22 protein-coding genes and 1 tRNA gene are annotated in these 21,781 nt (G+C 42.4%); 18 read left to right on the top strand and 5 right to left on the bottom strand.

Going from position 1 to position 21,781, the window contains the following annotated elements:
• Window position 1: 1 nt before the first annotated feature.
• The 8 genes from KOL94_RS07905 (at window position 2) to KOL94_RS07870 (ending at window position 7,454) form a co-directional block, all read left to right on the top strand.
• Window positions 2–994: a thiamine pyrophosphate-dependent dehydrogenase E1 component subunit alpha gene (locus KOL94_RS07905; protein WP_221565466.1), complete on the top strand. Its 993-nt coding sequence runs from the start codon at window positions 2–4 to the stop codon at window positions 992–994.
• A 12-nt stretch (window positions 995–1,006) separates the two neighbouring features.
• Window positions 1,007–1,990 carry an alpha-ketoacid dehydrogenase subunit beta gene (locus tag KOL94_RS07900; protein ID WP_221565465.1) on the top strand — a complete coding sequence of 328 codons (984 nt, stop codon included), beginning with the start codon at window positions 1,007–1,009 and terminating at the stop codon, window positions 1,988–1,990.
• A 20-nt stretch (window positions 1,991–2,010) separates the two neighbouring features.
• Window positions 2,011–3,357 carry a dihydrolipoamide acetyltransferase family protein gene (locus tag KOL94_RS07895; RefSeq protein ID WP_221565464.1) on the top strand — a complete coding sequence of 449 codons (1,347 nt, stop codon included), beginning with the start codon at window positions 2,011–2,013 and terminating at the stop codon, window positions 3,355–3,357.
• A gap of 189 nt (window positions 3,358–3,546) precedes the next feature.
• Window positions 3,547–4,494, top strand: coding sequence for a metal ABC transporter solute-binding protein, Zn/Mn family (locus KOL94_RS07890; RefSeq protein ID WP_260412245.1), 948 nt, complete (start codon window positions 3,547–3,549; stop codon window positions 4,492–4,494).
• 199 nt (window positions 4,495–4,693) lie between these two features.
• Complete coding sequence (locus tag KOL94_RS07885) at window positions 4,694–5,125, top strand: BrxA/BrxB family bacilliredoxin (protein ID WP_221565462.1); 432 nt, start codon at window positions 4,694–4,696, stop codon at window positions 5,123–5,125.
• 133 nt (window positions 5,126–5,258) lie between these two features.
• A tRNA-Arg gene (locus KOL94_RS07880) sits at window positions 5,259–5,333 on the top strand.
• Window positions 5,334–5,920: 587 nt separating this feature from the next.
• On the top strand, window positions 5,921–6,874 hold the full coding sequence (locus KOL94_RS07875) for an aromatic acid exporter family protein (protein WP_260412244.1): 954 nt from the start codon (window positions 5,921–5,923) through the stop codon (window positions 6,872–6,874).
• Between the two features lie 64 nt (window positions 6,875–6,938).
• Window positions 6,939–7,454, top strand: a complete 516-nt coding sequence (locus tag KOL94_RS07870) for a L,D-transpeptidase (protein WP_221565460.1) — start codon at window positions 6,939–6,941, stop codon at window positions 7,452–7,454.
• A 20-nt stretch (window positions 7,455–7,474) separates the two neighbouring features.
• Here KOL94_RS07870 and KOL94_RS07865 read toward each other — a convergent pair whose 3' ends face one another.
• On the bottom strand, window positions 7,475–7,861 hold the full coding sequence (locus KOL94_RS07865) for a 2Fe-2S iron-sulfur cluster-binding protein (RefSeq protein ID WP_221565458.1): 387 nt from the start codon (window positions 7,859–7,861) through the stop codon (window positions 7,475–7,477).
• Between the two features lie 207 nt (window positions 7,862–8,068).
• Between KOL94_RS07865 and KOL94_RS07860 the strand changes: the two genes are divergently transcribed.
• Window positions 8,069–8,539 (top strand): hypothetical protein, encoded by a 471-nt coding sequence (locus KOL94_RS07860; RefSeq protein WP_221565456.1) that lies wholly within the window; start codon window positions 8,069–8,071, stop codon window positions 8,537–8,539.
• Window positions 8,540–8,566: 27 nt separating this feature from the next.
• Here KOL94_RS07860 and KOL94_RS07855 read toward each other — a convergent pair whose 3' ends face one another.
• The 3 genes from KOL94_RS07855 to prli42 all read right to left on the bottom strand — a co-directional run bounded on the left by KOL94_RS07855 (window position 8,567) and on the right by prli42 (window position 10,257).
• Window positions 8,567–9,418 carry a family 1 encapsulin nanocompartment shell protein gene (locus KOL94_RS07855; protein ID WP_221565454.1) on the bottom strand — a complete coding sequence of 284 codons (852 nt, stop codon included), beginning with the start codon at window positions 9,416–9,418 and terminating at the stop codon, window positions 8,567–8,569.
• Window positions 9,419–9,423: 5 nt separating this feature from the next.
• Window positions 9,424–10,098 (bottom strand): IMEF encapsulin system ferritin-like cargo protein, encoded by a 675-nt coding sequence (locus KOL94_RS07850; RefSeq protein WP_221565452.1) that lies wholly within the window; start codon window positions 10,096–10,098, stop codon window positions 9,424–9,426.
• 69 nt (window positions 10,099–10,167) lie between these two features.
• Window positions 10,168–10,257: a stressosome-associated protein Prli42 gene (prli42, locus tag KOL94_RS07845; protein WP_221565450.1), complete on the bottom strand. Its 90-nt coding sequence runs from the start codon at window positions 10,255–10,257 to the stop codon at window positions 10,168–10,170.
• Between the two features lie 161 nt (window positions 10,258–10,418).
• On the opposite strand from prli42, the gene KOL94_RS07840 reads away from it, so the two are divergent.
• From KOL94_RS07840 to KOL94_RS07820, 5 genes are all read left to right on the top strand, one after another.
• Entirely contained in the window at window positions 10,419–12,074 is a 1,656-nt protein-coding gene (locus KOL94_RS07840) for an acyl-CoA mutase large subunit family protein (RefSeq protein ID WP_221565448.1), read from the top strand.
• Between the two features lie 359 nt (window positions 12,075–12,433).
• The gene (gene mce, locus KOL94_RS07835; protein WP_221565446.1) at window positions 12,434–13,276 is read left to right on the top strand and encodes a methylmalonyl-CoA epimerase; all 843 of its coding nucleotides are present in this window, start codon (window positions 12,434–12,436) and stop codon (window positions 13,274–13,276) included.
• Between the two features lie 2 nt (window positions 13,277–13,278).
• Window positions 13,279–14,826 (top strand): acyl-CoA carboxylase subunit beta, encoded by a 1,548-nt coding sequence (locus KOL94_RS07830; protein ID WP_221565445.1) that lies wholly within the window; start codon window positions 13,279–13,281, stop codon window positions 14,824–14,826.
• A 45-nt stretch (window positions 14,827–14,871) separates the two neighbouring features.
• A complete protein-coding gene (locus KOL94_RS07825) occupies window positions 14,872–16,002 on the top strand; it encodes a M20/M25/M40 family metallo-hydrolase (protein WP_221565443.1) in 1,131 nt (376 codons plus the stop codon).
• Window positions 16,003–16,320: 318 nt separating this feature from the next.
• Entirely contained in the window at window positions 16,321–16,791 is a 471-nt protein-coding gene (locus KOL94_RS07820) for a MarR family winged helix-turn-helix transcriptional regulator (protein WP_221565441.1), read from the top strand.
• Here KOL94_RS07820 and KOL94_RS07815 read toward each other — a convergent pair.
• Window positions 16,788–17,012: a hypothetical protein gene (locus tag KOL94_RS07815; RefSeq protein ID WP_221565439.1), complete on the bottom strand. Its 225-nt coding sequence runs from the start codon at window positions 17,010–17,012 to the stop codon at window positions 16,788–16,790. The two genes, KOL94_RS07820 and KOL94_RS07815, sit on opposite strands and share 4 nt — an antisense overlap.
• A 110-nt stretch (window positions 17,013–17,122) precedes the next feature.
• Here KOL94_RS07815 and KOL94_RS07810 point away from each other — a divergent pair, with 110 nt between their 5' ends.
• The 4 genes from KOL94_RS07810 (at window position 17,123) to KOL94_RS07795 (ending at window position 21,702) form a co-directional block, all read left to right on the top strand.
• A complete protein-coding gene (locus KOL94_RS07810) occupies window positions 17,123–18,346 on the top strand; it encodes a DNA polymerase IV (protein ID WP_221565437.1) in 1,224 nt (407 codons plus the stop codon).
• Window positions 18,321–19,271, top strand: coding sequence for an AAA family ATPase (locus KOL94_RS07805; RefSeq protein WP_221565435.1), 951 nt, complete (start codon window positions 18,321–18,323; stop codon window positions 19,269–19,271). Before KOL94_RS07810 ends, KOL94_RS07805 begins: the two co-directional genes overlap by 26 nt.
• A gap of 125 nt (window positions 19,272–19,396) precedes the next feature.
• Window positions 19,397–20,476, top strand: a complete 1,080-nt coding sequence (locus KOL94_RS07800; RefSeq protein ID WP_221565434.1) for a DUF58 domain-containing protein — start codon at window positions 19,397–19,399, stop codon at window positions 20,474–20,476.
• A complete protein-coding gene (locus tag KOL94_RS07795; protein WP_221565432.1) occupies window positions 20,473–21,702 on the top strand; it encodes a hypothetical protein in 1,230 nt (409 codons plus the stop codon). The genes KOL94_RS07800 and KOL94_RS07795 overlap by 4 nt, the downstream gene beginning before the upstream one ends.
• The last annotated feature ends 79 nt before the right edge of the window (window positions 21,703–21,781 follow it).

The raw sequence follows: 21,781 nt of genomic DNA, 5'->3' as shown, positions 1-21,781 counted from the left end.
GATGGCCGAAAATCGACATGAAAGATTAGGTTTATCTGATGAGCAAGTAATCAAGATGTATGAAACGATGTTGATGGCAAGAAAAATCGATGAAAGAATGTGGCTGTTGAACCGAGCAGGAAAGATTCCTTTCGTCATTTCGTGTCAGGGACAAGAAGCGGCACAAGTAGGTGCAGCCATGGCACTCGACAAAGAAAAGGATTACGCACTCCCTTACTACCGTGATATGGGTGTTGTCCTTTGGTTCGGTATGACCGCACGTGATCTCATGTTATCCGGTTTTGCAAAAGCTGAAGACCCGAACTCAGGCGGACGCCAAATGCCTGGACACTTTGGGCAAAAGAAAAACAACATCGTTACAGGTTCTTCACCAGTAACAACTCAAGTGGGGCATGCAGTAGGAATTGCATTGGCAGGAAAAATGGAAGGAAAAGACCTCGTGACGTTCACTACTTTCGGTGAAGGATCATCCAACCAGGGTGATTTCCACGAGTCTGCTAACTTTGCGGGAGTACATAAGCTTCCTGTCATTTTCATGTGTGAAAACAATAAGTATGCCATTTCTGTTCCGATCTCTAAGCAGCTTGCTTGTGAAAAAGTATCCGACCGTGCAATCGGTTATGGTATGCCAGGCGTCACTGTTGATGGGAATGACCCACTGGCTGTTTATGAAGCGGTTAAAGAAGCTGCTGAACGCGGCCGTCGTGGTGAGGGTCCTTCATTGATCGAAACCGTGTCTTACCGTTTGACACCTCACTCAAGTGATGATGATGATCGTGCATATCGTGAGCGTGAAGAAGTTGAAGAAGCAAAACAAAAAGATTCATTGATCACTTTCAAAAAGTACCTTGAAGATCTCGGAATCCTGACAGAAGAAAAAGCAAAAGAAATCTCTGAACGCATTGATAAAGAAGTGGATGAGGCTACGGACTATGCTGAAGAAGCACCGTATGCGGAGGCTGAAAGTGCGCTCAAATATGTGTATGCGGAATAGGGGGACGAAAAAATGCCAGTAATTTCATATATAGAAGCTGTAACGCAAGCATTGCGTGAAGAAATGGAACGTGATGACAAAGTATTTGTACTTGGAGAAGACGTTGGGGTTCGTGGCGGTGTTTTCCGTGCAACCGCTGGTCTTTATGAGCAATTTGGAGAAGAACGCGTAATCGATACGCCTTTGGCTGAATCTGCGATCGCGGGGGTAGGAATCGGTGCAGCGATGTATGGAATGCGTCCTGTTGCTGAAATGCAATTTGCTGATTTTATCATGCCAGCAGTGAACCAGATCGTTTCTGAAGCTGCTAAGATCCGTTATCGTTCAAACAACGATTGGCATTGTCCAATCACAATCCGTGCACCATATGGCGGGGGAGTCCATGGAGCACTTTACCACTCCCAGTCTGTTGAAGCGCTTTTCGCGAATGTTCCAGGTCTAAAGATTGTCATGCCTTCGACTCCTTATGATGTAAAAGGACTGTTGAAAGCTGCTATCCGTGACGAGGATCCAGTCCTTTTCTTCGAGCATAAGAGAGCGTATCGACTGATCAAAGGTGAAGTACCTGAGGATGACTATACACTTCCAATCGGTAAAGCAGATGTGAAGCGAGAAGGTGAAGATATCACAGTCATTACATATGGACTGTCCGTACACTTTGCCCTTCAAGCTGCTGAAAAGCTTGAAAAAGACGGAATTTCCGCACATGTCCTTGATCTACGTACGGTTTATCCGCTTGATAAAGAGGCAATCATAGAAGCAGCATCTAAAACAGGGAAGGTCTTGTTGGTGACTGAAGACAATAAAGAAGGAAGCATCATAAGTGAAGTTTCAGCGATCATCGGTGAACATTGCCTGTTCGATCTTGATGCTCCGATTCAGCGTCTTGCTAGCCCTGATGTGCCGGCAATGCCTTATGCACCGACTATGGAAAAATATTTCATGATCAACCCAGATAAAGTCGAAAAAGCTATGCGCGACTTAGCGGAATTTTAATCTCCAAGGAGGGAAACGAAATGGCAACAGAAAAAATATCCATGCCCCAGCTTGGTGAGAGTGTTACAGAAGGAACGATCAGTAAATGGCTCGTTCAAGTTGGAGACGAAGTAAAGAAGTATGATCCGATTGCAGAGGTCATGACGGATAAAGTTAACGCTGAAATCCCATCATCTTATACAGGTACGATCAAAGAGCTTGTAGCTGGTGAAGGAGATACCATCGAGGTAGGTGAGCTTGTCTGTTACATTGAGACAGAAGGCGGAGCTGGTGCTACGGAGAAAGAAGAGGCACCGACAGAAGTCGATCCTGTTGAAGACTCTTCTGCAGAAGAGCAACATGCTGAAGCTGCTCCTAAAAAGGAAAAGCGTAAGCAGCCTAAAGACGGTAAAGCGCGCTATTCTCCAGCTGTTCTACGATTAGCGCAAGAAAATGATATCGACCTTGAGCAAGTGGAAGGAACTGGACGCGAAGGACGGATCACCCGTAAGGATCTTCAAAAGCTGATTGATTCAGGTGACATCCCGAAAGCTGGAGATAAACCGAAGGAAGAAGCAGCTCCAGCACCTGAAAAAGCGCCGGAACCGACACAAGCTCCTGTAGCTGCAGCATCCAAACCAGCATCCAAACCAGCATCCAAACCGATGAACATCCCTGTTGAAGAAGGCGATGTTGAAATTCCAGTAAGTGGTGTGCGCCGTGCGATTGCTGATAACATGGTACGAAGCAAGCATGAAGCACCTCACGCATGGATGATGATGGAAGTAGACGTAACGAACCTCGTGGAATATCGTAACAGTGTAAAAGGCGACTTCAAGCAAAAAGAAGGATACAACATCACTTTCCTTCCATTCTTTATCAAAGCAGTCGTCGAAGCACTTAAGGAATTCCCGATGATCAACTCAATGTGGGCAGGCGATAAGATCGTCCAGAAGAAAGCGATCAACATTTCTATCGCTGTCGCAACCGAAGATTCGCTTTTCGTCCCTGTCATCAAGAATGCAGATGAGAAGAGCCTTAAAGGTATCGCGAAGGACGTTAATGAACTTGCTTCTAAAGTCCGCAGTGGCAAGCTTTCCGGAGACGATATGAAAGGTGGCACTTTCACTGTCAACAATACAGGTTCATTCGGTTCGATCCAATCAACACCGATCATCAACTATCCTCAAGCTGCGATTCTTTCCGTAGAATCGATTGTGAAGCGTCCAGTTGTAATGGATAACGGTATGATTGCAGTCCGTGATATGGTTAACCTTTGTATGTCCCTGGACCACCGTGTGCTGGATGGATTAGTTTGCGGAAGATTCCTATCACGTGTCAAGGAAATCGTTGAAAACACAAGTAAAGAGAATACATCTATCTATTAAAATAGAGATAAAACGTGCTGATCGCAGCACGTTTTCTTTTTCAGCTTCGGGCATCCTCATGTAAGAATGAGAACGATCCTGGTTCTTAATAATATAAATATAATAAAAATTGTTGAAAATCGTAATGGTTACGATATAATAATAGTGCTCTGAAAATAAATCGGAATCATTACGAAAGGAGCGGCAGCATTGCGGATACTTACATTTTTACTCATGTTCGCCTTCATCATTTCAGGATGCGGTCAAAAAGAATCAAACGTAGACGGCGAAAAAGGTACTGATTTTATAATTTATACGTCCATATATCCTTTACAGTATTTTGCGGAAAGAATCGGGGGAGATTCCGTTAAGGTCGAGTCCATCATCCCTCCAGGCTCAGATGGTCACACATATGAACCGACGACGAAAGAACTGATCAATATTTCTAAAGCAGATCTGCTCATCTATAATGGTGCTGGTTTCGAAGGGTTCGTCGGAAAGGCGAAAAAATCTTTGGAAAGCCAGGATGTTTCCTTTTTGAATGCATCAGCTCATATTACCGAGGATGAATCAGAACATGAGGACGGTCATGAGGATGAACACCACGAGCACGGTGATCATGAACATGGAGAAATCGATCCTCACCTATGGCTCGATCCTGTCTATGCAATCGAGATGGCTCATACGATAAAAGATGAAATGATCAAGCAACGACCAGAAAAAAAGGAAGAATTCGAAGCAAATTTCAAGGCGTTGAAAAGTGATTTAGCGGAACTTGATCAGAAATTTGAGGAGCTTGCTGAAAACGCACAACGCAAAGAGTTCATCGTTGCACACAGTGCCTACGGAAACTGGGAAGAGAGATACGGTCTCAAGCAAATATCTGTAGCAGGTACATCGCCTTCACATGAACCATCACAAAAAGAAGCGCAAGCAATAATCGATTTTGCCCAGGAAAACGATGTTCCTTATATCCTATTTGAAAAGAACATCACCTCAAATGTTGCGAAGATGATTCAGAAAGATGTGGACGCCGAGGCATTATACTTGAGCAATCTGGAGTCACTTACTGAAGAACAGATGGATCAGAATGAAGATTACCTCAGAGTCATGGAAGAAAATCTTACTACGCTAAAAAAAGCCTTGAACAGCAAATAAAAATTTATGGAAAAAAGTTTTAAATTTTGGGAACAGGGTAAATAAATAGTACAACACCTCTATACCCCCTAACCCCCTTTCTAGAGTGAGCCTAGTGCTTGCTTTTTTTTTTGCTTTCCAGGAAATCTGGAAATTTGCGATACACCCCATCTTTCGAATAAAATAGTAGGTAACAGGTAATGGAAGGGTGTGGAAGGTTTTGAATATGAATTTCAACATGTTCATGAATGATGTGGTTGTGACTGCACGTAATGAAGCGAAAGAAGCAGGATTTGCTGAATTGACGACCCCCGAAGAGGTAGAAGCGGCATTTGGTAAAGAAGGGACGACCCTAGTGCTGGTAAACTCCGTTTGTGGTTGTGCAGGAGGAATCGCAAGACCTGCTGCTGGTTACGCCTTGCATAAAAGTGATGTTAAACCCGATCATGCAGTGACGGTATTCGCTGGCCAGGATAAGGCTGCAACTGAAAAAGCGAGATCCTTCTTTACAGGGTATCCTCCGTCATCACCGTCTTTCGCTCTGCTGAAGGATGGGAAGCTGATGGCGATGGTTGAGCGCCATGAAATTGAAGGATCTGAACCGATTGAAGTGGTCTACAAACTGCAAGATGCATTCAAAGAACATTGTTAAGATACATGTCACCGGCATTTGTCCGGTGGCATAACTTTTAAGTATTAAAAAGGATAGCTTGGCCAAGCCTCATTATCTGAATCTTGACAGTGATGACGATATGGCGTAAACTAAAGTCCTGTCCAAAACTAATGCGTCCATAGTGAAATGGATATCACACGAGATTTCGGCTCTCGTATTCTGGGTTCGAATCCTGGTGGGCGCGCCATAATAATTCATAAAACCGGCGTAAGCGGGTTTTTTTGCTTTTAGTCCTTATCCGAATCTTGTCAAATGTTGATAAAAACAAAAATATGTACATATATTTTGGGAAATGTTCAATAAATACCAGGAAATGTACATATATCTTGAGAAATGTTCAATAAATGGAAAGATATGTACATATTTATTTTGTTCAACGAAAATTTAATCTTTCACAAGAAAATCGATCAAATAAAATGTAAATATAAAAATAAAAATGAGATATTAACTACACAGCAGTGTGAAAAATTAGGAAGGAAACTTTTGAAAGAAAACACACCTTTGGATTTTGACATACTTGAAAAATAACCAATCACTTATTGTCCAAAGCAAACCTCACTACCTCAGGGAAGAAAATACCACCTCGATCTGAATATCTTCCATTCTTAAATCTCATGTCTGCTTCGATTTTCTCCACATAGGGTGTCTTTATTTCACGAAAACTAGGGGTATGGTTTACAATAGGATATGACTCTGGAACCAGTACTTTATTCAATAGTAGGTCTCCATACATTATTTAAAATCAACATCTACAGAATGAAAGGGGGCAATGCCTTGTCATTTCCGATTGGCTATCGTACGTTGAAAACTGCAATTGCTGCACCTCTGGCTATATTGATCGCCCAGACTTTCCAGCTTGAATTTTACATATCAGCGGGTATACTTGCGGTTCTCTGCATCAAAGTGACGAAAAAGAAATCGATCGTCAGTTCATGGGAACGATTTTCAGCATGTTTGATCGGCATTGGTTTTGCATTCCTCTTTTTTGAAGGGATCGCCTATCATCCGCTCGTGCTCGGACTGCTTCTATTGGCTTTTATACCAACCCTTGTTGCGCTCAAATTGAAGGAAGGCGTCATAACAAGCGTGGTCATCATCCTTCATTTCCTGATGATCAAGGATTTTTCTGTTTCGATCGTACTGAATGAACTTGCAATCATCATAATCGGTATCGGAATGGCGCTTGTGATGAACCTGTATATGCCGAGTATGGAATCTCAATTGAAAAAGTATCAAGAGGACGTGGAAAGTAATTTTGAAAAAATCCTCAAGGAATTCTCGAAGTTTCTAAGAGAAGGGGAAAGCGATTGGGATGGCAAAGAGATCGTTACTGTGGACAGGCTGATTAAAGAGGCGAAAAGTCTCGCTTTCCGTGATGTCGAAAACCACCTGACAAGACATGAGAACCAATACTATAACTATTTTAAAATGAGGGAAAAGCAGTATGAGATTCTCGGTCGGGTGATGCCAGTCATTACATCACTGGATCATACCTACGTCCAAAGCTTCCGGATAGCGGATTTTCTTGATGATTTGGCTGACGCAATCCACCCTGGGAATACGGCACAAAGGTTCCTTGATGAGCTTGAAAGAATGAGGAAGACCTTTCGCAACATGGATCTTCCTAAAGATCGGGAGGAGTTTGAAACAAGGTCCTCATTGCATTATTTTTTACTTGAAATGGAACAATACTTGATTTTGAAAAGATATTTTAAAGCTAGAGATTAGTGATTAATCCAGTCATCCTCTTGGCAAACTAATGAAGAAAAGTTCGACGAGGGAGGATCATGGTATGGGACAACTATCACTTTTTCTAGCTTCTTTTATTTTCATGATTTCACCGATTTGGCCGCTCGGGGAGAATCCTTTGCCTGGGGACCCTTATGTTATCGTCAATAAAGCAAATAACACCTTTGCTTATATCAACGAGGGGGAAATCGATAAGACGGGGCGTGTCGCTACAGGAAAATCCAAGGACTTGACACCTGAAGGGGAATTCAACATCATCGTCAAAGCTGTGGATCCTTATTATCGAAAAAAAGACATTCCAGGCGGGGATCCAGATAACCCTCTTGGATCAAGGTGGATCGGATTTGATGCAAAAGATACTGATGGAAGGACGTATGGTCTCCATGGAACGAATACACCAAAAGCGATCGGCCATTTTATCACAGCCGGCTGTGTCCGTTTTTATGAGGATGATATCAAATGGTTGTATGATCATGTCCCGCTGGGCACAAAAATCCTGATCGTCGATATGAAAAAACCGTTTGAACAAATCGCAAAAGAACAGCGCATTATGGAATAGAAATTATCCACTCGATAAACTTATTTCAGGCGGGACTGGCATGCAAGCCTGAATCCTTGATCGATTAAATTATCAAGTTTTTCTTCTTCCTGATCATTAGGCTCGGTCAGTATGGACATACCTTTCAACAGTTGGACTTTGCATCTGCCACAAGTCCCTTTTTTACATTTAAAATCAATCTTATTTCCTTGCTGCAGTGCAGAGTCCAATAACGTCATGTATTTATCGAGACGAACTGAATATGCTGTTCCATTTTGGATTATATATATAGTATTTACCTGATGGTTTTCGTGAGGTTCTGCCACATTGGCCGTAGTCTTTCCTGCATTTGGGGGAACATCATTTTCACTTCCTGCCGCAGAAGCGGATTGTGATTTTAAGGAACCAATGGTCAAAGGCTTTTTCATGATAAAGAGATCCTCCTTTTTTGTCTTTGTCAACTTTAATGTTGCCTTAATTTTAAGTGAAAATCTCGAGACTCCCACGGAAAGGTGGTGGATTTCGCAAAAAGAAACAATTATAAAATGTTGTTGACTTGAGAATGATTTTCACTTACAATGAGAATAAATATCGCTGAGAATGATTATCATATTTATTGATAGGAGGCTTTTCAAATGGGATACGATGTAAATGGCTTCACTGACATGCATACACTTTTGACGAACGAACGAAAAATTGGTGGAGCAATTGAAGCAAGTCGTATACGTTTGAGTACTGGTGAAGAATTTACATATCCAGTCATTACGAACATTGATTTTTCTGGTTCCACATTCTATTCGATTGGCTTCATTACCGATGACGGTGAAAAATACATTGTAAACGTAAAAGATATCAGTATGATGGCTTCTTGTCGCCACTGTCCGATTCAAGAATTGAAAAACAATCACTATAAAGATTTTAAAACTAGTCAACGGCTAGACTATCTGAAACGGTTATGCGAAATCAATGAAGGTGCTTGTACACCTATATTCGAAGAAGAGGTCTCAGCAATCATCAATGATATCGGTGAAGATGCAATCGAACAAGAAGCGGAACTGACACATTTGAAAAAGCAGCCACTTAAAAATCCATTCAAAATCGCTTAGTAAAAAAGTAGAATCCCATTCAGGATTCTACTTTTTTGTTGGTGCATCAAGTGTACAGATCGCTGACGGACGCTTGATCCGAAGAACTGAGCTTTCATACACACGGAATAGATAGTTCATATGTTCAGTATCCATGAAGGCTGAATCGAAATCTTCAGCAATTGCAAGATCCAGGTTTTCACGGCCGGTAGCGATCAAGGCACCAGAATCTTCTTTTATGACAGGTGATTGGAAAATCCCATCTGTTACAAGCTCCCTGATATGTTCAATCTCGAGTACATGCGTCCCTTCATGCACCCGATGAATCAACGCATAGAGGGAAGGGGAAAGAACTAAAGCATATGGTCCGCTGTGCCCCATTTTAAGAAGTTTGTTTCGTGCTTCCACGATATCCGTGAATGCATTGCCTGATTTCATCCAATCCTCACGAATGTGGGTCAACCTACCTTTTACATTCATTAAGCCTTCTATATCAAACTTTTTCGCTCCATTGAAAATCATGTCATCTTCTAGAAGGGCGGACTGGGCAGCAGCATTAGCGGCAGCTGAGAAGTCGACAGGGATATCCAGCGTTTTCGCTTGTTCAATATCGCGCCAGTAGAGGATGAAATCTTTATACAGTAATGGAATGGTGAGGTTCACACGTTTTGTCGGTTCAGATAGCTGGAGGTTTTCACCATGATAGCCCATTGATCCAAGTTCTTTCTCTTCATATACATCGTTGGTTACTGTTTGTACCCCTTGACCAAGTGGACCATAAATATCGATAAAACGTCTCCCGATCAGTTGTCTTTTGATACTGTCCATAATTGTGGAATCCAACTGCTGCCAATCACGATCACTTAATGGAGAATCTGCAAATACGTCAACTTTGTTCATAATAATTACCTCCCTTTAAGGCTTCCGACTGTTAGTCCTTTTTTGTAGCGTCTTTCTTTTTCCGGCTCAGGTTTGGGTTCAGGTTCTGGTGCAGCGTCTGAATTTCGATCTGAAGTTTGAGATGAGTACATATCCACTTTCAGATGGCCAGCTTTGTCTTCTTTTTCATCTGTTGGAATCGATGCTTCTGTACTTACGATCCCTTCAAACTGGTCATTCAAGTCATTTAACATCGTTTTGATGGTTTGGTAATCTTCATTGGTCATGTCCCGTAGGCTTTGCAGACTTGATTCATGTTCCGTATCTTTAAACTGAAATAATGCGAGATCTAAATGCTCCAAGAAATTATGAAGGCCGAATTTTTCAAGACTGATATCCTGTAGGACTCTTACGAATTCATGATTTGAAGGATGGGAAGTCTCAGGATTATTGATGAAATGATCAAGCTTTGGGTTCAACATCGTCAATCGATCCTGACGATGTTCTTCTTCTTCATAAATGTGATGGAAATAGAGCCTTTCATGCTCGTCTTTTGCATTTTCGATTGTTGGTTCAAGGATACCCATGAAAACGTTCAAAGCATCCTCAGTTCTGGAAAAAATGTTTTTCAATTCCTGGAATTGTTCTGACATCACATCACACGCTCCTCTCTGTCTGACTTCTCCATTTTCAATCATCATTGCCGATTTAAACGTTTTTTATCCTTTTTAAGCTTGTCGAGACTTGGTTAGCCTTCCAAGCGATCAAGGTTAAAACATGAATGCAACATTTGCAAGAAGTGAAATGCACATGGCGATGATCATCAGATAAATCATGATTTTCATCCATTTATTACGCATTGCTATTACCTCCTAAGATTCTTACATCTTATTGTACAGAGAAAAGGTTGACGGTACAAGCGCAAAGCGTGTCGAGTTTTTTCGAGAAAATGCAGGAGTTAACCGCTTTCATAGAGAAGTGAAGTAGGTGGTAAACATGTATGCAAAAGGAGGCTTCTAGAATGGAACATGAAAAAGGGTTCGAGCAAGCATATAAAGAGTGGCAAGAAATGACAAAAAAGTTGATGAATCGATTTCCAGAACGTAAGGAAGCGTTCAAGACATCATCTAGTATCGATATTGAAAGACTATACCTTCCAGTACAATTAAATTCATCATATATGGAGAAACTCGGTCTGCCGGGTCAATATCCTTTTACAAGAGGGATCCAGCCGACGATGTACCGTGCGAGACATTGGACGATGCGTCAGTATGCAGGTTTCGGGTCTGCTGAAGAGACGAACAAGCGGTTCCGTTACCTTCTGGATCAAGGACAAACTGGATTATCCGTAGCATTCGATCTTCCTACTCAGATCGGGTACGATTCAGATCACGCCATGTCAAGAGGAGAGGTAGGAAAAGTCGGGGTCGCTATCGACTCTCTAGAGGATATGGAAGCATTATTGAACGATATTCCGTTGGATAAAGTAAGTACTTCAATGACAATCAACGCCCCGGCAGCTGTCCTATTGGCGATGTACATCGTGGTAGCTGAAAAACAAGGGATATCTCCGGAAAAGATATCTGGAACAATCCAAAACGATATTTTAAAAGAGTACATTGCGAGAGGGACGTATATCTTTCCACCGAAGCCTTCAATGCGCTTGATCACAGATATCTTCGCCTACTGTGCTGAAAATGTACCTCGATGGAACACAATCAGCATATCGGGTTACCACATACGTGAGGCTGGTGCCACAGCAGCGCAGGAATTAGCTTTCACGATTGCGAATGGAAAAGCATATGTTGAAGCGGCTCTAGAAGCTGGTCTTGATATCGATCAGTTTGCACCTCGTCTGGCATTCTTCTTTAATGCGCATAATGAGTTTTTTGAAGAAATTGCTAAATTCAGGGCGGCACGTAGAATGTGGGCAAAAATCATGAAAGAAACATATCAAGCAAAGAATCCGAAAAGCTGGCAGCTTCGGTTCCATACTCAAACTGGCGGTTCAACCTTGACCGCCCAGCAGCCAGACAACAATGTCGTACGTGTAACAGTCCAGGCACTTTCCGCAATATTGGGTGGAACGCAAAGCTTGCATACGAATTCCCGCGACGAGGCTCTCGCTCTTCCGACAGAAGAATCTGCTAGAATTGCTTTACGGACCCAGCAGATCCTTGCCAATGAAAGTGGTGTAGCGGACACCGTAGATCCACTTGCTGGTTCTTATTATGTAGAATCACTGACAGATGAACTTGAAAACGAAGCGAATCTTTATCTGGAAAAAATCAATGAACTCGGCGGAGCAGTTTCTGCTGTTGAACAGGGGTACATGCAGCGTGAAATTCATCACACCGCATATGAAACACAAAAAGCAATTGAAAAAGGCGATCAGATTGTCGTTGGCATGAATGCATATCAATTGGATGATGAGCCGAAACCTGAATTGCATCGATTGAATCCGGAATTGAGCGCGAACCAGGTAAGCAAGCTAGGCGAAGTACGAAGCAAAAGAGACCAGCAACGAGCGAGCGCTCAGTTAGAAAAATTGCGTAAAGCAGCCCAAGATTCAGAAAACCTCATGCCTCATATAGTGGAATGTGTCCGTTCCTATTGTACAATTGGAGAAATATGTGGCGTGCTGCGTGAAGAATTCGGTGAATTTACAGGTATATAATTTTTAGTTTTTTTACCAGTCCTATAAAGGAAAGCTTTGTTCGTTTTTACTATTGATGTCTGCGAAATTCACTCCCTTTCCGCGGGCAAACGAAAAGCGGAAGCGACCCGCCTAGTCACGTAGGTCACTGGAAAACTGACGAGGAGGCTGTGGTCGCCGCAGGAGGTTTGAAGTGATCCAAGTGACTGGTCGTTGAGCTAGGCAGAACCTCCACGGGTCTCGCCTGGCCCGCTCTTCCCGAAGGAGTGTCGCAAATTTCGCTTATAATCACATAGTCCTTTAATAGAGCCTAAAGAAATATACAACTGTGACTAAACCTGCCTAACTGACATCCTGGCAGGTATACGGAGGTAGTGGAGATGAAAAAGAAAATACGTGTTTTGATTGCAAAACCTGGTCTTGATGGCCACGATCGCGGGGCATTGATCATATCTCAAGCGCTGCGTGACTATGGGATGGAGGTCATTTATACCGGCTTAAGACAGACTCCTGAACAAATCGTCGCCTCAGCGATACAAGAGGATGTAGATGCGATCGGCTTGTCCTGTCTATCCGGTGCACACAATGAGCTTTTTCCTGAGATTGTGAAGGGTTTGAAAGCCCAAGGAGCTGATGACATCATCGTCATCGGTGGAGGGGTGATTCCGTGGGAAGACATTCCGTTTCTAGAGGATCAAGGCATACAGAAAATCTTTACGCCTGGAACCCCGTCACTCGAAACCGCAAAATATATTGAAAAAGTTGTATGCCAGCGTGATGGGATTTCAATGGAAACCCCAGTGGATATCGTTCAGAAAATCGATCATATTGGTATTGCAGTAGAATCTCTGGATGAATCATTGCCATTTTATTTAGATATTCTACAGCTAAAATTAGAAGGCATTGAAGAAGTGGCTTCAGAAGCTGTGAAGGTAGCGTTTGTAAATGCTGGAAACGTCAAGCTCGAGCTGTTGGAACCGACTTCCGAATCAAGCCCGATCCGATCGTTTTTAGAAAAGCGTGGATCAGGAATACATCACGTTGCATTAGGGGTAGTGAACATAAAAGACCGCATCGAGGAAATTAAACAGAAGGGGATCCAGATGATTCATGATACACCTAAGCCGGGAGCGGGAGGCGCTTCAATTGCTTTTATGCATCCAAAATCAACAAATGGTGTACTTTATGAATTATGCGAGAAACCATCGAAGGAGCGTTTGTAGGTATGGACATCTATGATAAAATCAATGAACTTTATGATCGACGCCGCCAGGTTGAAATGGGGGGCGGTGATGAACGGATCGAAAAGCAGCATGAAAAAGGAAAACTTACGGCAAGGGAACGGATCGATCTTCTTCTAGATAAAGACAGCTTTGTGGAAATCAATTCATTCATCGAACATCGCAGCTCTGATTTCGGTATGGATAAAAATCACGCACCAGGTGAGGGAGTTGTCACCGGATATGGGACGATCCATGGGAGACCTGTTTATTTGTTCGCCCAGGATTTCACCGTTTTCGGTGGAGCCTTAGGAGAAATGCATGCTCAAAAGATTGCAAAGGTGATGGATTTGGCTGCAGAAAATGGAGCACCTTTCATCGGTCTAAATGATTCAGGTGGTGCGCGGATTCAGGAAGGTGTTGTTTCTCTTGATGGATATGGCCAGATCTTCTATCGAAATTCGATATACTCCGGTGTCATCCCTCAGATTTCTGTCATTTTAGGCCCTTGTGCAGGCGGGGCTGTCTATTCGCCTGCCATCACGGATTTCGTGTTCATGGTTGAGAAGACAAGCCAAATGTTCATTACTGGACCGAAAGTCATCGAGACCGTCACGGGTGAAAAAATCAGTTCAGAAGACTTGGGCGGAGCAAAGGTACATGGTACAAAAAGCGGGAATGCCCACTTTACGGCCCCGACAGAAGAGGAAGTGCTTCAGGAAGTCCGTCGCCTGCTCGAATATTTACCGCAAAATAGCGAAGAGCGTCCTGAACCGAAGCAAGTCGAGAATGAATCCGATTATAGGGAAAACCTTGCGGATGTCGTCCCTTTTGAAACGATTCGCCCTTATGATGTAAGAAATGTTATCCTAGAGGTTGTGGATGAAGATTCATTCATGGAGGTACACAAGGATTTTGCGAAGAATACCGTGGTCGGCTTCGGCAGAATAAACGGTGAAGCTATCGGATTGATCTGTAATCAGCCTAAAGTGATGGCTGGCGGTTTGGATATCGATTCATCTGATAAAGTAGCTCGGTTCATCCGGTTCTGTGATAGTTTCAATATTCCTTTGATTACATTTGAGGATGTTACAGGGTTTTTCCCTGGCATCAAACAGGAGCATGGGGGTATTATAAGACATGGCGCCAAAATCTTGTATGCATATTCAGAGGCAACTGTCCCGAAGATCACAGTCATTACACGAAAAGCATACGGTGGAGCCTATGTTGCACTCAACAGTAAGTCAATCGGAGCGGATCTCGTGTTTGCTTGGCCAAACGCGGAAATTGCAGTGATGGGACCTGAAGGAGCGGCTAATATCATTTTCGCACGGGAAATCAACAATAGTGAAAACCCGGAACAGACGAGACAGGAAAAAATTGCGGAATACCGCGAGAAGTTTGCGAACCCTTACGTTGCTGCAGCCAGAGGAATGGTCGATGATGTCATCGATCCTAGAGACACACGGATCAAGCTTACTCAGGCATTACATATGCTGCGCAACAAAAAAGTGAAACGTCCTTATAAAAAGCACGGAAACATCCCACTTTAATACTATCTCAATTTATAGATCGGGTAGATAAGAAAGGAGAATATAATGATCAATCAAGACAGAATTGTTGAAGAGTTTCTGGAATTGGTCCAAATCGACTCGGAAACAAAACATGAAGAAGAAATCTCAAAGGTTCTCAAACAGAAATTTTCAGATTCAGGTTTAGAAGTGTTTGAGGATGACGCTAAAGATAAAACAGGTCATGGTGCCGGGAATCTCATTTGCACATTGCCGGCTACGAATGATAAGGCTGACTCAATCTATTTCACTTCCCACATGGACACGGTTCTTCCAGGGAAGGGAGTCAAGCCATCCATTGAAGATGGTTATATCAAAAGTGACGGGACGACGATACTTGGAGCTGATGACAAGACAGGATTGGCAGCGATGTTCGAGGCAATCAAAGTCCTCAAGGAGCAAAATATCCCTCATGGTAAAATCCAGTTTGTCATTACTGTAGGTGAGGAATCTGGTCTTGTTGGGGCAAAGGAGCTTGATCCGGCACATGTAGATGCACAGTACGGCTTTGCTCTTGATTCAGACGGTAAGGTCGGAAATATTATTGTAGCAGCACCGACTCAAGCGAAAATCAAGGCTGCAATCAAAGGAAAGACAGCGCATGCAGGTGTTGCACCTGAAAAAGGCGTGTCTGCAATCACGATTGCTGCCAAGGCAATTGCGAAGATGCCTCTTGGTCGGATTGATGAAGAAACGACTGCGAACATTGGTCGATTTGAAGGTGGTGCAGGAACGAATACGAATATCGTCATCGATCATGTCGATATTTTGGCTGAAGCAAGGTCATTAATACCTGAAAAAATGGAAGTACAGGTACAGAAGATGAAGGAAGCATTTGAAAGTACAGCTGAAACAATGGGTGGAAAAGCCGATGTTGAAATCAAGGTCATGTATCCAGGCTTTAAATTTGATCATGGCGACCATGTGGTGGAAGTTGCGAAACAAGCTGTTGAAAAGATCGGAAGAAAACCGGAGCTTCAAGAAAGTGGTGGAGGCAGTGACGCCAATATCATAGCTGGATTCGGTATTCCAACAGTAAACTTAGCTGTAGGTTATGAAGAGATTCATACTACGAATGAACGTATGCCGATCGAAGAGCTTGTCAAAACTTCGGAACTTGTAGTGAGAATTATAGAAGAAGTTGGAACTGCCAAGTAATCAGATTGATAAATGGTTGACCATGTGAAGTTGGCGTTCATTTGGTCAACTTCTTTTTTTCGGCTCTTGAAGAGATGAAATGGGGTACTTTTGGAGTGGCTGAATCGGCACCAGTTTACTTTCTCCTAGTTTACTGCTTATTTTATATCCTTCCATGGTTCTAGGCAAATACAGGTCCTAGGTATCGAATTTTGTTAGATAAGCATTGAAAGGTGTCGACTCTTACAAAATATGTTAATATTAAACTACCTTTTAATGCCTATTAAATAGAATAGAGAAAGCGAGGCGTTGGTAGTGAAATTAGCTAATCTACATATCATGATGAACTATCTGAGAGGAACCTACAAAGTACTGGAAGAAGAGTGGCAGAAATCAGCAAGAAGCATTGGGCTTACCCAGGCAGAACAGCACGTACTATGGATCGTACAACTAGAGAAAGAAGCGACAATAACGAAAATCGCTACGATTGGATTGTGGGATGTTTCTACTGTCATGCAAGTCATTACACGTCTCAAGCAAAAAGGCCTCATCACCCTTATCAAAAAGAGTTCAGACCGAAGGGTGTCATACGCCGTATTGACAGAAAAAGGAAAAGAAAAACACGAAGAATCCAAACAATTTTCCTATAAATTGTATGAGTATCTAGAAAGCTTTGGGGACAACTCAAATGAAAACAGACAGTTTGTAGAAAACTTGGTGAAATTTCACCGGGAGTTGAATCAACATTTCCATGGGAGTGAATTCATCGATTGGACAGAACAGACTGCTAAAACGATGAATAAAGGTTAATGGCAAATGTGGAACATTTGGAGGTTTGCTTCTTCGCTGTAATAACCACTGAATTCCATTGATTCGTTGATCAATTCTACAGAGACACCAATGTGTATAGAAAGCTCAAAAATCGTGGGGGAGCGCTGATTAATGCTCCTCAGTTTTTCTAAAGAGTCCAGGACCTTCACTTGAACAGCTGGGTAAGGGGTACAAGAATAATGTCGAATTCGATTGTACATGAAAATTACCTCCCTCCGTTTTATAGCTTCATTCTACCATTTTTTGATATAATATTCAAAATATTCTTACTATAATATTTTTGGCGATTATGTTCGAGGTGAAGGGGCTCATGTTGAAAAAGAACAAAACAGCTAGAATAATCTTCCATGTTGATATGAACAGTTTTTATGCTTCAGTCGAATGTGCGCGTGATCCGAGTTTACGTGGCAAACCGCTTGCCATTGCTGGGAATGTTGAAGAACGGAGAGGGATCGTCGTCACGAGCAGCTATGAAGCGAGGGCAAAAGGTGTACGTACAACGATGCCTGTTTGGGAGGCAAAACAGAAGTGCCCGGACCTCATTGTTATGCCACCTTCCTTTGAACGGTATCGTACTGCTTCTCGAAAGATGTTCAATTTATTATTGGAATATACAGATCTAGTAGAGCCGATCTCAATTGACGAAGGTTATATGGATATTACGGAAAGGTTTTCTGAGTATTCACCAATAGAGATGGCAAAAGAAATTCAGCATCGTTTGATGGAAGAACAGCAATTACCGTGCAGTATCGGTATTGCACCGAATAAGTTTTTGGCAAAAATGGCTTCTGATATGAAAAAGCCGCTGGGAATCACGATATTGAGAAAGAGGGAACTGCCGACAAAACTATGGCCGTTACCCATAGAAGAAATGCATGGTGTAGGGAAAAAAACGATGGTAAAATTCCATGAGGTGAATATTTACACCATTGGTGACTTAGCATCCAAGAGTCAGCATGAAGTGAAGCTTCATCTTGGCAGGAATGGCGAGAAACTGTGGAACCGTGCAAGAGGGATTGATGATCGACCAGTAGATCCAGAAGCATCTAGTGAATTCAAATCAGTAGGAACCTCTACGACATTACCCCGTGATATACTCCATTCTGATAATGCAGCTAAAGTGCTGAGAGAACTTTCTGAGTCACTCGAACAGCGATTGAAACGAAAGAAAGTCGTCACTACCTCTATCCAAATCACCATCCGTTATGCAAACCGCAAAACAATCACCCGGAGCCAGACGTTTTCAAATCCAGTTCAACAGAAAGAAGAAATCTTTGGTATTGCCTATCATCTTTTTAAAGAACATTGGGATGATCGACCAGTGCGGTTGTTGGGGATTACTGCGACTCAAGTTATTGATAAAAGCAGTGCAACCCGGCAATTGGACTTGTTTTCATATAAAGAACATACAAAAGATGAACAACTTTTTGAAACGTTGGATCGTCTTAATCGTAAGTATGGGAATCGATCAATTCGAAGAGGTATAGAGAAAAAGGGGGATGTCAGTAATGGAAGTGAAGATGAAACTGAATGAAGTGAAAGAATCGATCGGCAAAGTTCTGATTGGTAAGGAAGAAAGTGTCGAACTGATCCTGGTTGCATTGCTTGCAAAGGGGCATGTTTTGATGGAAGATGTACCCGGCACTGGGAAGACAATGCTGGCGAAAAGTATCGCAAAATCCATAGCAGGTTCATTTGGGCGTATTCAATTCACGCCGGATGTATTACCATCTGATGTAACAGGGATACAGTATCTCAATCCAAAATCAAGGGAATTTGAAACGAGATTCGGACCGGTGATGACGAATGTGCTTCTTGCTGATGAAATCAACCGTGCCACACCGAGGACACAATCGAGTCTCTTGGAAGTGATGGAAGAGAAGCAGGTAACGATTGATGGGTCAACAAGTTCTCTGCCTAAACCGTTTATCGTACTGGCGACACAAAATCCGATCGAATCACATGGGACCTTTCCATTGCCTGAAGCGCAAATGGATCGTTTTCTTTTAAAGTTGAACGTGGGTTACCCATCTTTACTCGAGGAGCAACAGATGATGAGGGCTTATCGTAAAGAAGAGCCGATTGAGCATCTTGAGCCTGTTTTTTCACCTGAGGAAATCATCCAGATGCAGAAGATGATTGAAGAAGTCCGGCTGTCTGAGGGAATCGAGACATATCTCCTTAGAATCATCATGGAGACGCGCCGTTCAAAAAATATCGAAGTTGGTATAAGTCCTCGTGGGACGTTAGCCTTCATGCGTGCATTGCAAGCATATGCCTGGATCAATGGAAGGGCGTATGTGGTTCCAGAAGATTGTAAGAAACTTGCTCCATTTGTTTTATCACATCGTCTTGTTCTTTCAATGGAAGGTGAATTGCGTAAAACACAGAGACAAGTGATTCTGGATATTCTGGATGAGGTTGAGGTGCCAGTCGAGTCTGGAGCGGTCAACCAATGATCTGGAATAGGATCCTGGGGTCTGATAGAAGTATACGAATACTTCGCGTCCTAGCAATCTTTGTGGTCATATTTTCGATTTATGGGAAATCCTATCTGATGTTTTTGGTGGGAGTCCTGATAGGATTGAGCTCTTTCTTGTCGATTTATTATATCCATAAAGTTTCGCGAAAACTTTTTTATGCAAATGAGAAAGAGAAGGTAAGGTTATTTCCAGAAGATGAGGCGGCGTGGAACATGACGTTGACCAATTACAGCAAATTACCTGTGTTCAATTCCAGAGTCAGGTTTCTCGTAAATAATAATATTGTGTTGCAAAATATAAATCCAACTGATGAACGAAAGAATGCCAATGAATATATCTTGCCGTTATCCTTTTTCCCTGGGGAAGAAAAGAGTATGACTTTCGAAGTCATGGGGCTGAAACGTGGCGTTGCGAAAATTTTGAATTTAGAAGTTCATGTCTCTGATCTTCTTAGTCTTGCCACGGTGAAAATGATCAATGATCGGCTCGTGCAAACGGAATTCATCGTTTATCCTACGATTCTACCTGTCTCTGGAGTAGAAGATTTAATCAAATTTAGGCAGGGGACGCGCCCTGTACAGAGCTCTTTATATGAAGATCATACTTCAGTAGTTGGGACACGCGATTATCTTCCAGGAGATTCGTTCCAACGCATCCATTGGAAAGCCTCTGCTAGAATGGAAGAAATGCAGACCAAGCTTCACGAAAAGACTGTTTCACAATCATGGACCATCCTTCTGAACGTCGTTATGGATTCAGAGGAAGTCGCGCGTGTAGGGGAATCTGAATTATTGGAAAAACAAATCAGCCATACTGCTTTCTTATGCCAATACGCTGTCCAACATCATATTCCATTTGAAATTTTTGTTAATATCAAAACGATGGGGAGATTGCCATTCATGCACCTGGAAATGGGAGAAGGAAAATCTCACCTGGTAAAAGCGTTGGAGTTATTGGCAAGGTTGAACATCAATAGCATCAGGATGCCGATGTTCCGCGTGCTGACCCTTTTCAACCGGCAACAGGTGGATTCTACAGTCGTCATCCTAGTCGGAGATGACAAATCAGATGTAGCGTATTACTATCAATGGCTCAAACAAGGAATCGATCTACATAAGGTTTACATCGATGCAGACACTGCTAAGCTTGAACAGTATACAGCCAGGAGGTCGATTTCATGAGTAAATGGGCGTACATTCGCTCCAGATGGTTGAATTATACTCTGGATATCCTGCTCCTCTTGTTAATTACAACATGGTTGTACGCACCTTTTGAAAGGAGTGTCATTGTCCCCACACTGATCGTAATGATTGGAGGAGGGATCCTCTATGAGATGATTTTACCGCGAATGGAGCTGACAACTGGGAAAATCATTTTAACGATACCTGTTATCTGGGGAATTGGTTTGGTGGCTGGACTAAGTGAAGATTTCTTCTATCTTGCAGTATTAGGAGTTGTTACTGCATTACGTTTTTCCGGGCATTATGCCGATGCTGATCTCCAACAAGAGTTTCCAATTTTCCTATCAACGATCATCGGTGCAATCGCCTTCTTTTTTCTTTACAATACCAATGATCAACTGGTTTATGTTCTTTGGATTGCGATTTCTCAATTTTGCATGTTTGTTTTTGTACGTTTAAACAGGATGATGGTGCAACAGCCAGCAAATCCTAATTTAAAACGGCTTTTATACTACATGATATCCGCCTTTTTCGTCTTTTCTGTCATCATTGCCATCTTTCTTCCTGTGGTGAAGGCAGGTGCATTTTTCGTATTGAAAATCGTTACCGCAGTTTTGTCGCTCATCCTTTTTCTTCCTTTGAACGCTTTTTTCAATTGGTTTGCAAGCATATTTTCACTTGGAGAATTGCAACAAGAAGATGATGGTCAAGAGGGTACAGTCGAAATAAAGCCGGAAGAACTTGGCGAGCTGAACAATATTGAAGCGTCAGATACTCTGTTGAATATCATACTTCTGATCGGGTTGATCCTATTGGTATGGTATGGCTATAAGTATTATAAAAATAAGATCAAGATAATGGATTATTCAACAGTTTCAGCTGGAATCGATTCAAGGAAAGCTGGTGGAATGAATCCTAAACAGCAATTTGGATTTAAACGAAATAAACCTCCTGAAAACAATATAAGAAAACAGTTGTATAAATTGGAGAAAAGGATGGCGAAGTTTACTTTCGGCCGTTTTCAACATGAATCTGTCTCAGAATGGATGGACCGGGTTAACGGACCTGAGGAATTACAAGGCGAAATCGACCGAATTTATAAATGGGTCCGATATGGCGAGGAAGATGTACCTGAACTGGAAGCGGAACAGTACCGGAAATCGATCTCAGCAATGAACAACTGGGCGAAAAAGAAATACCGCTCAACGAAAAAAGAAGATGAATAGTTAATAGTTTGTGCTTTCGATTCCACCCATAAACGCAAGTGGCTTTAGTTGCGTTTTTACTTTTACATGATTCTTAGTA

The sequence above is a fragment of the Alkalihalobacillus sp. TS-13 genome (assembly GCF_019720915.1).
In the GTDB taxonomy this organism is placed as follows: domain Bacteria; phylum Bacillota; class Bacilli; order Bacillales; family Fictibacillaceae; genus Pseudalkalibacillus.
The sequence above is the reverse complement of the archived record's forward strand: the minus strand, read 5'-3'. Positions and strand labels throughout refer to the sequence as shown.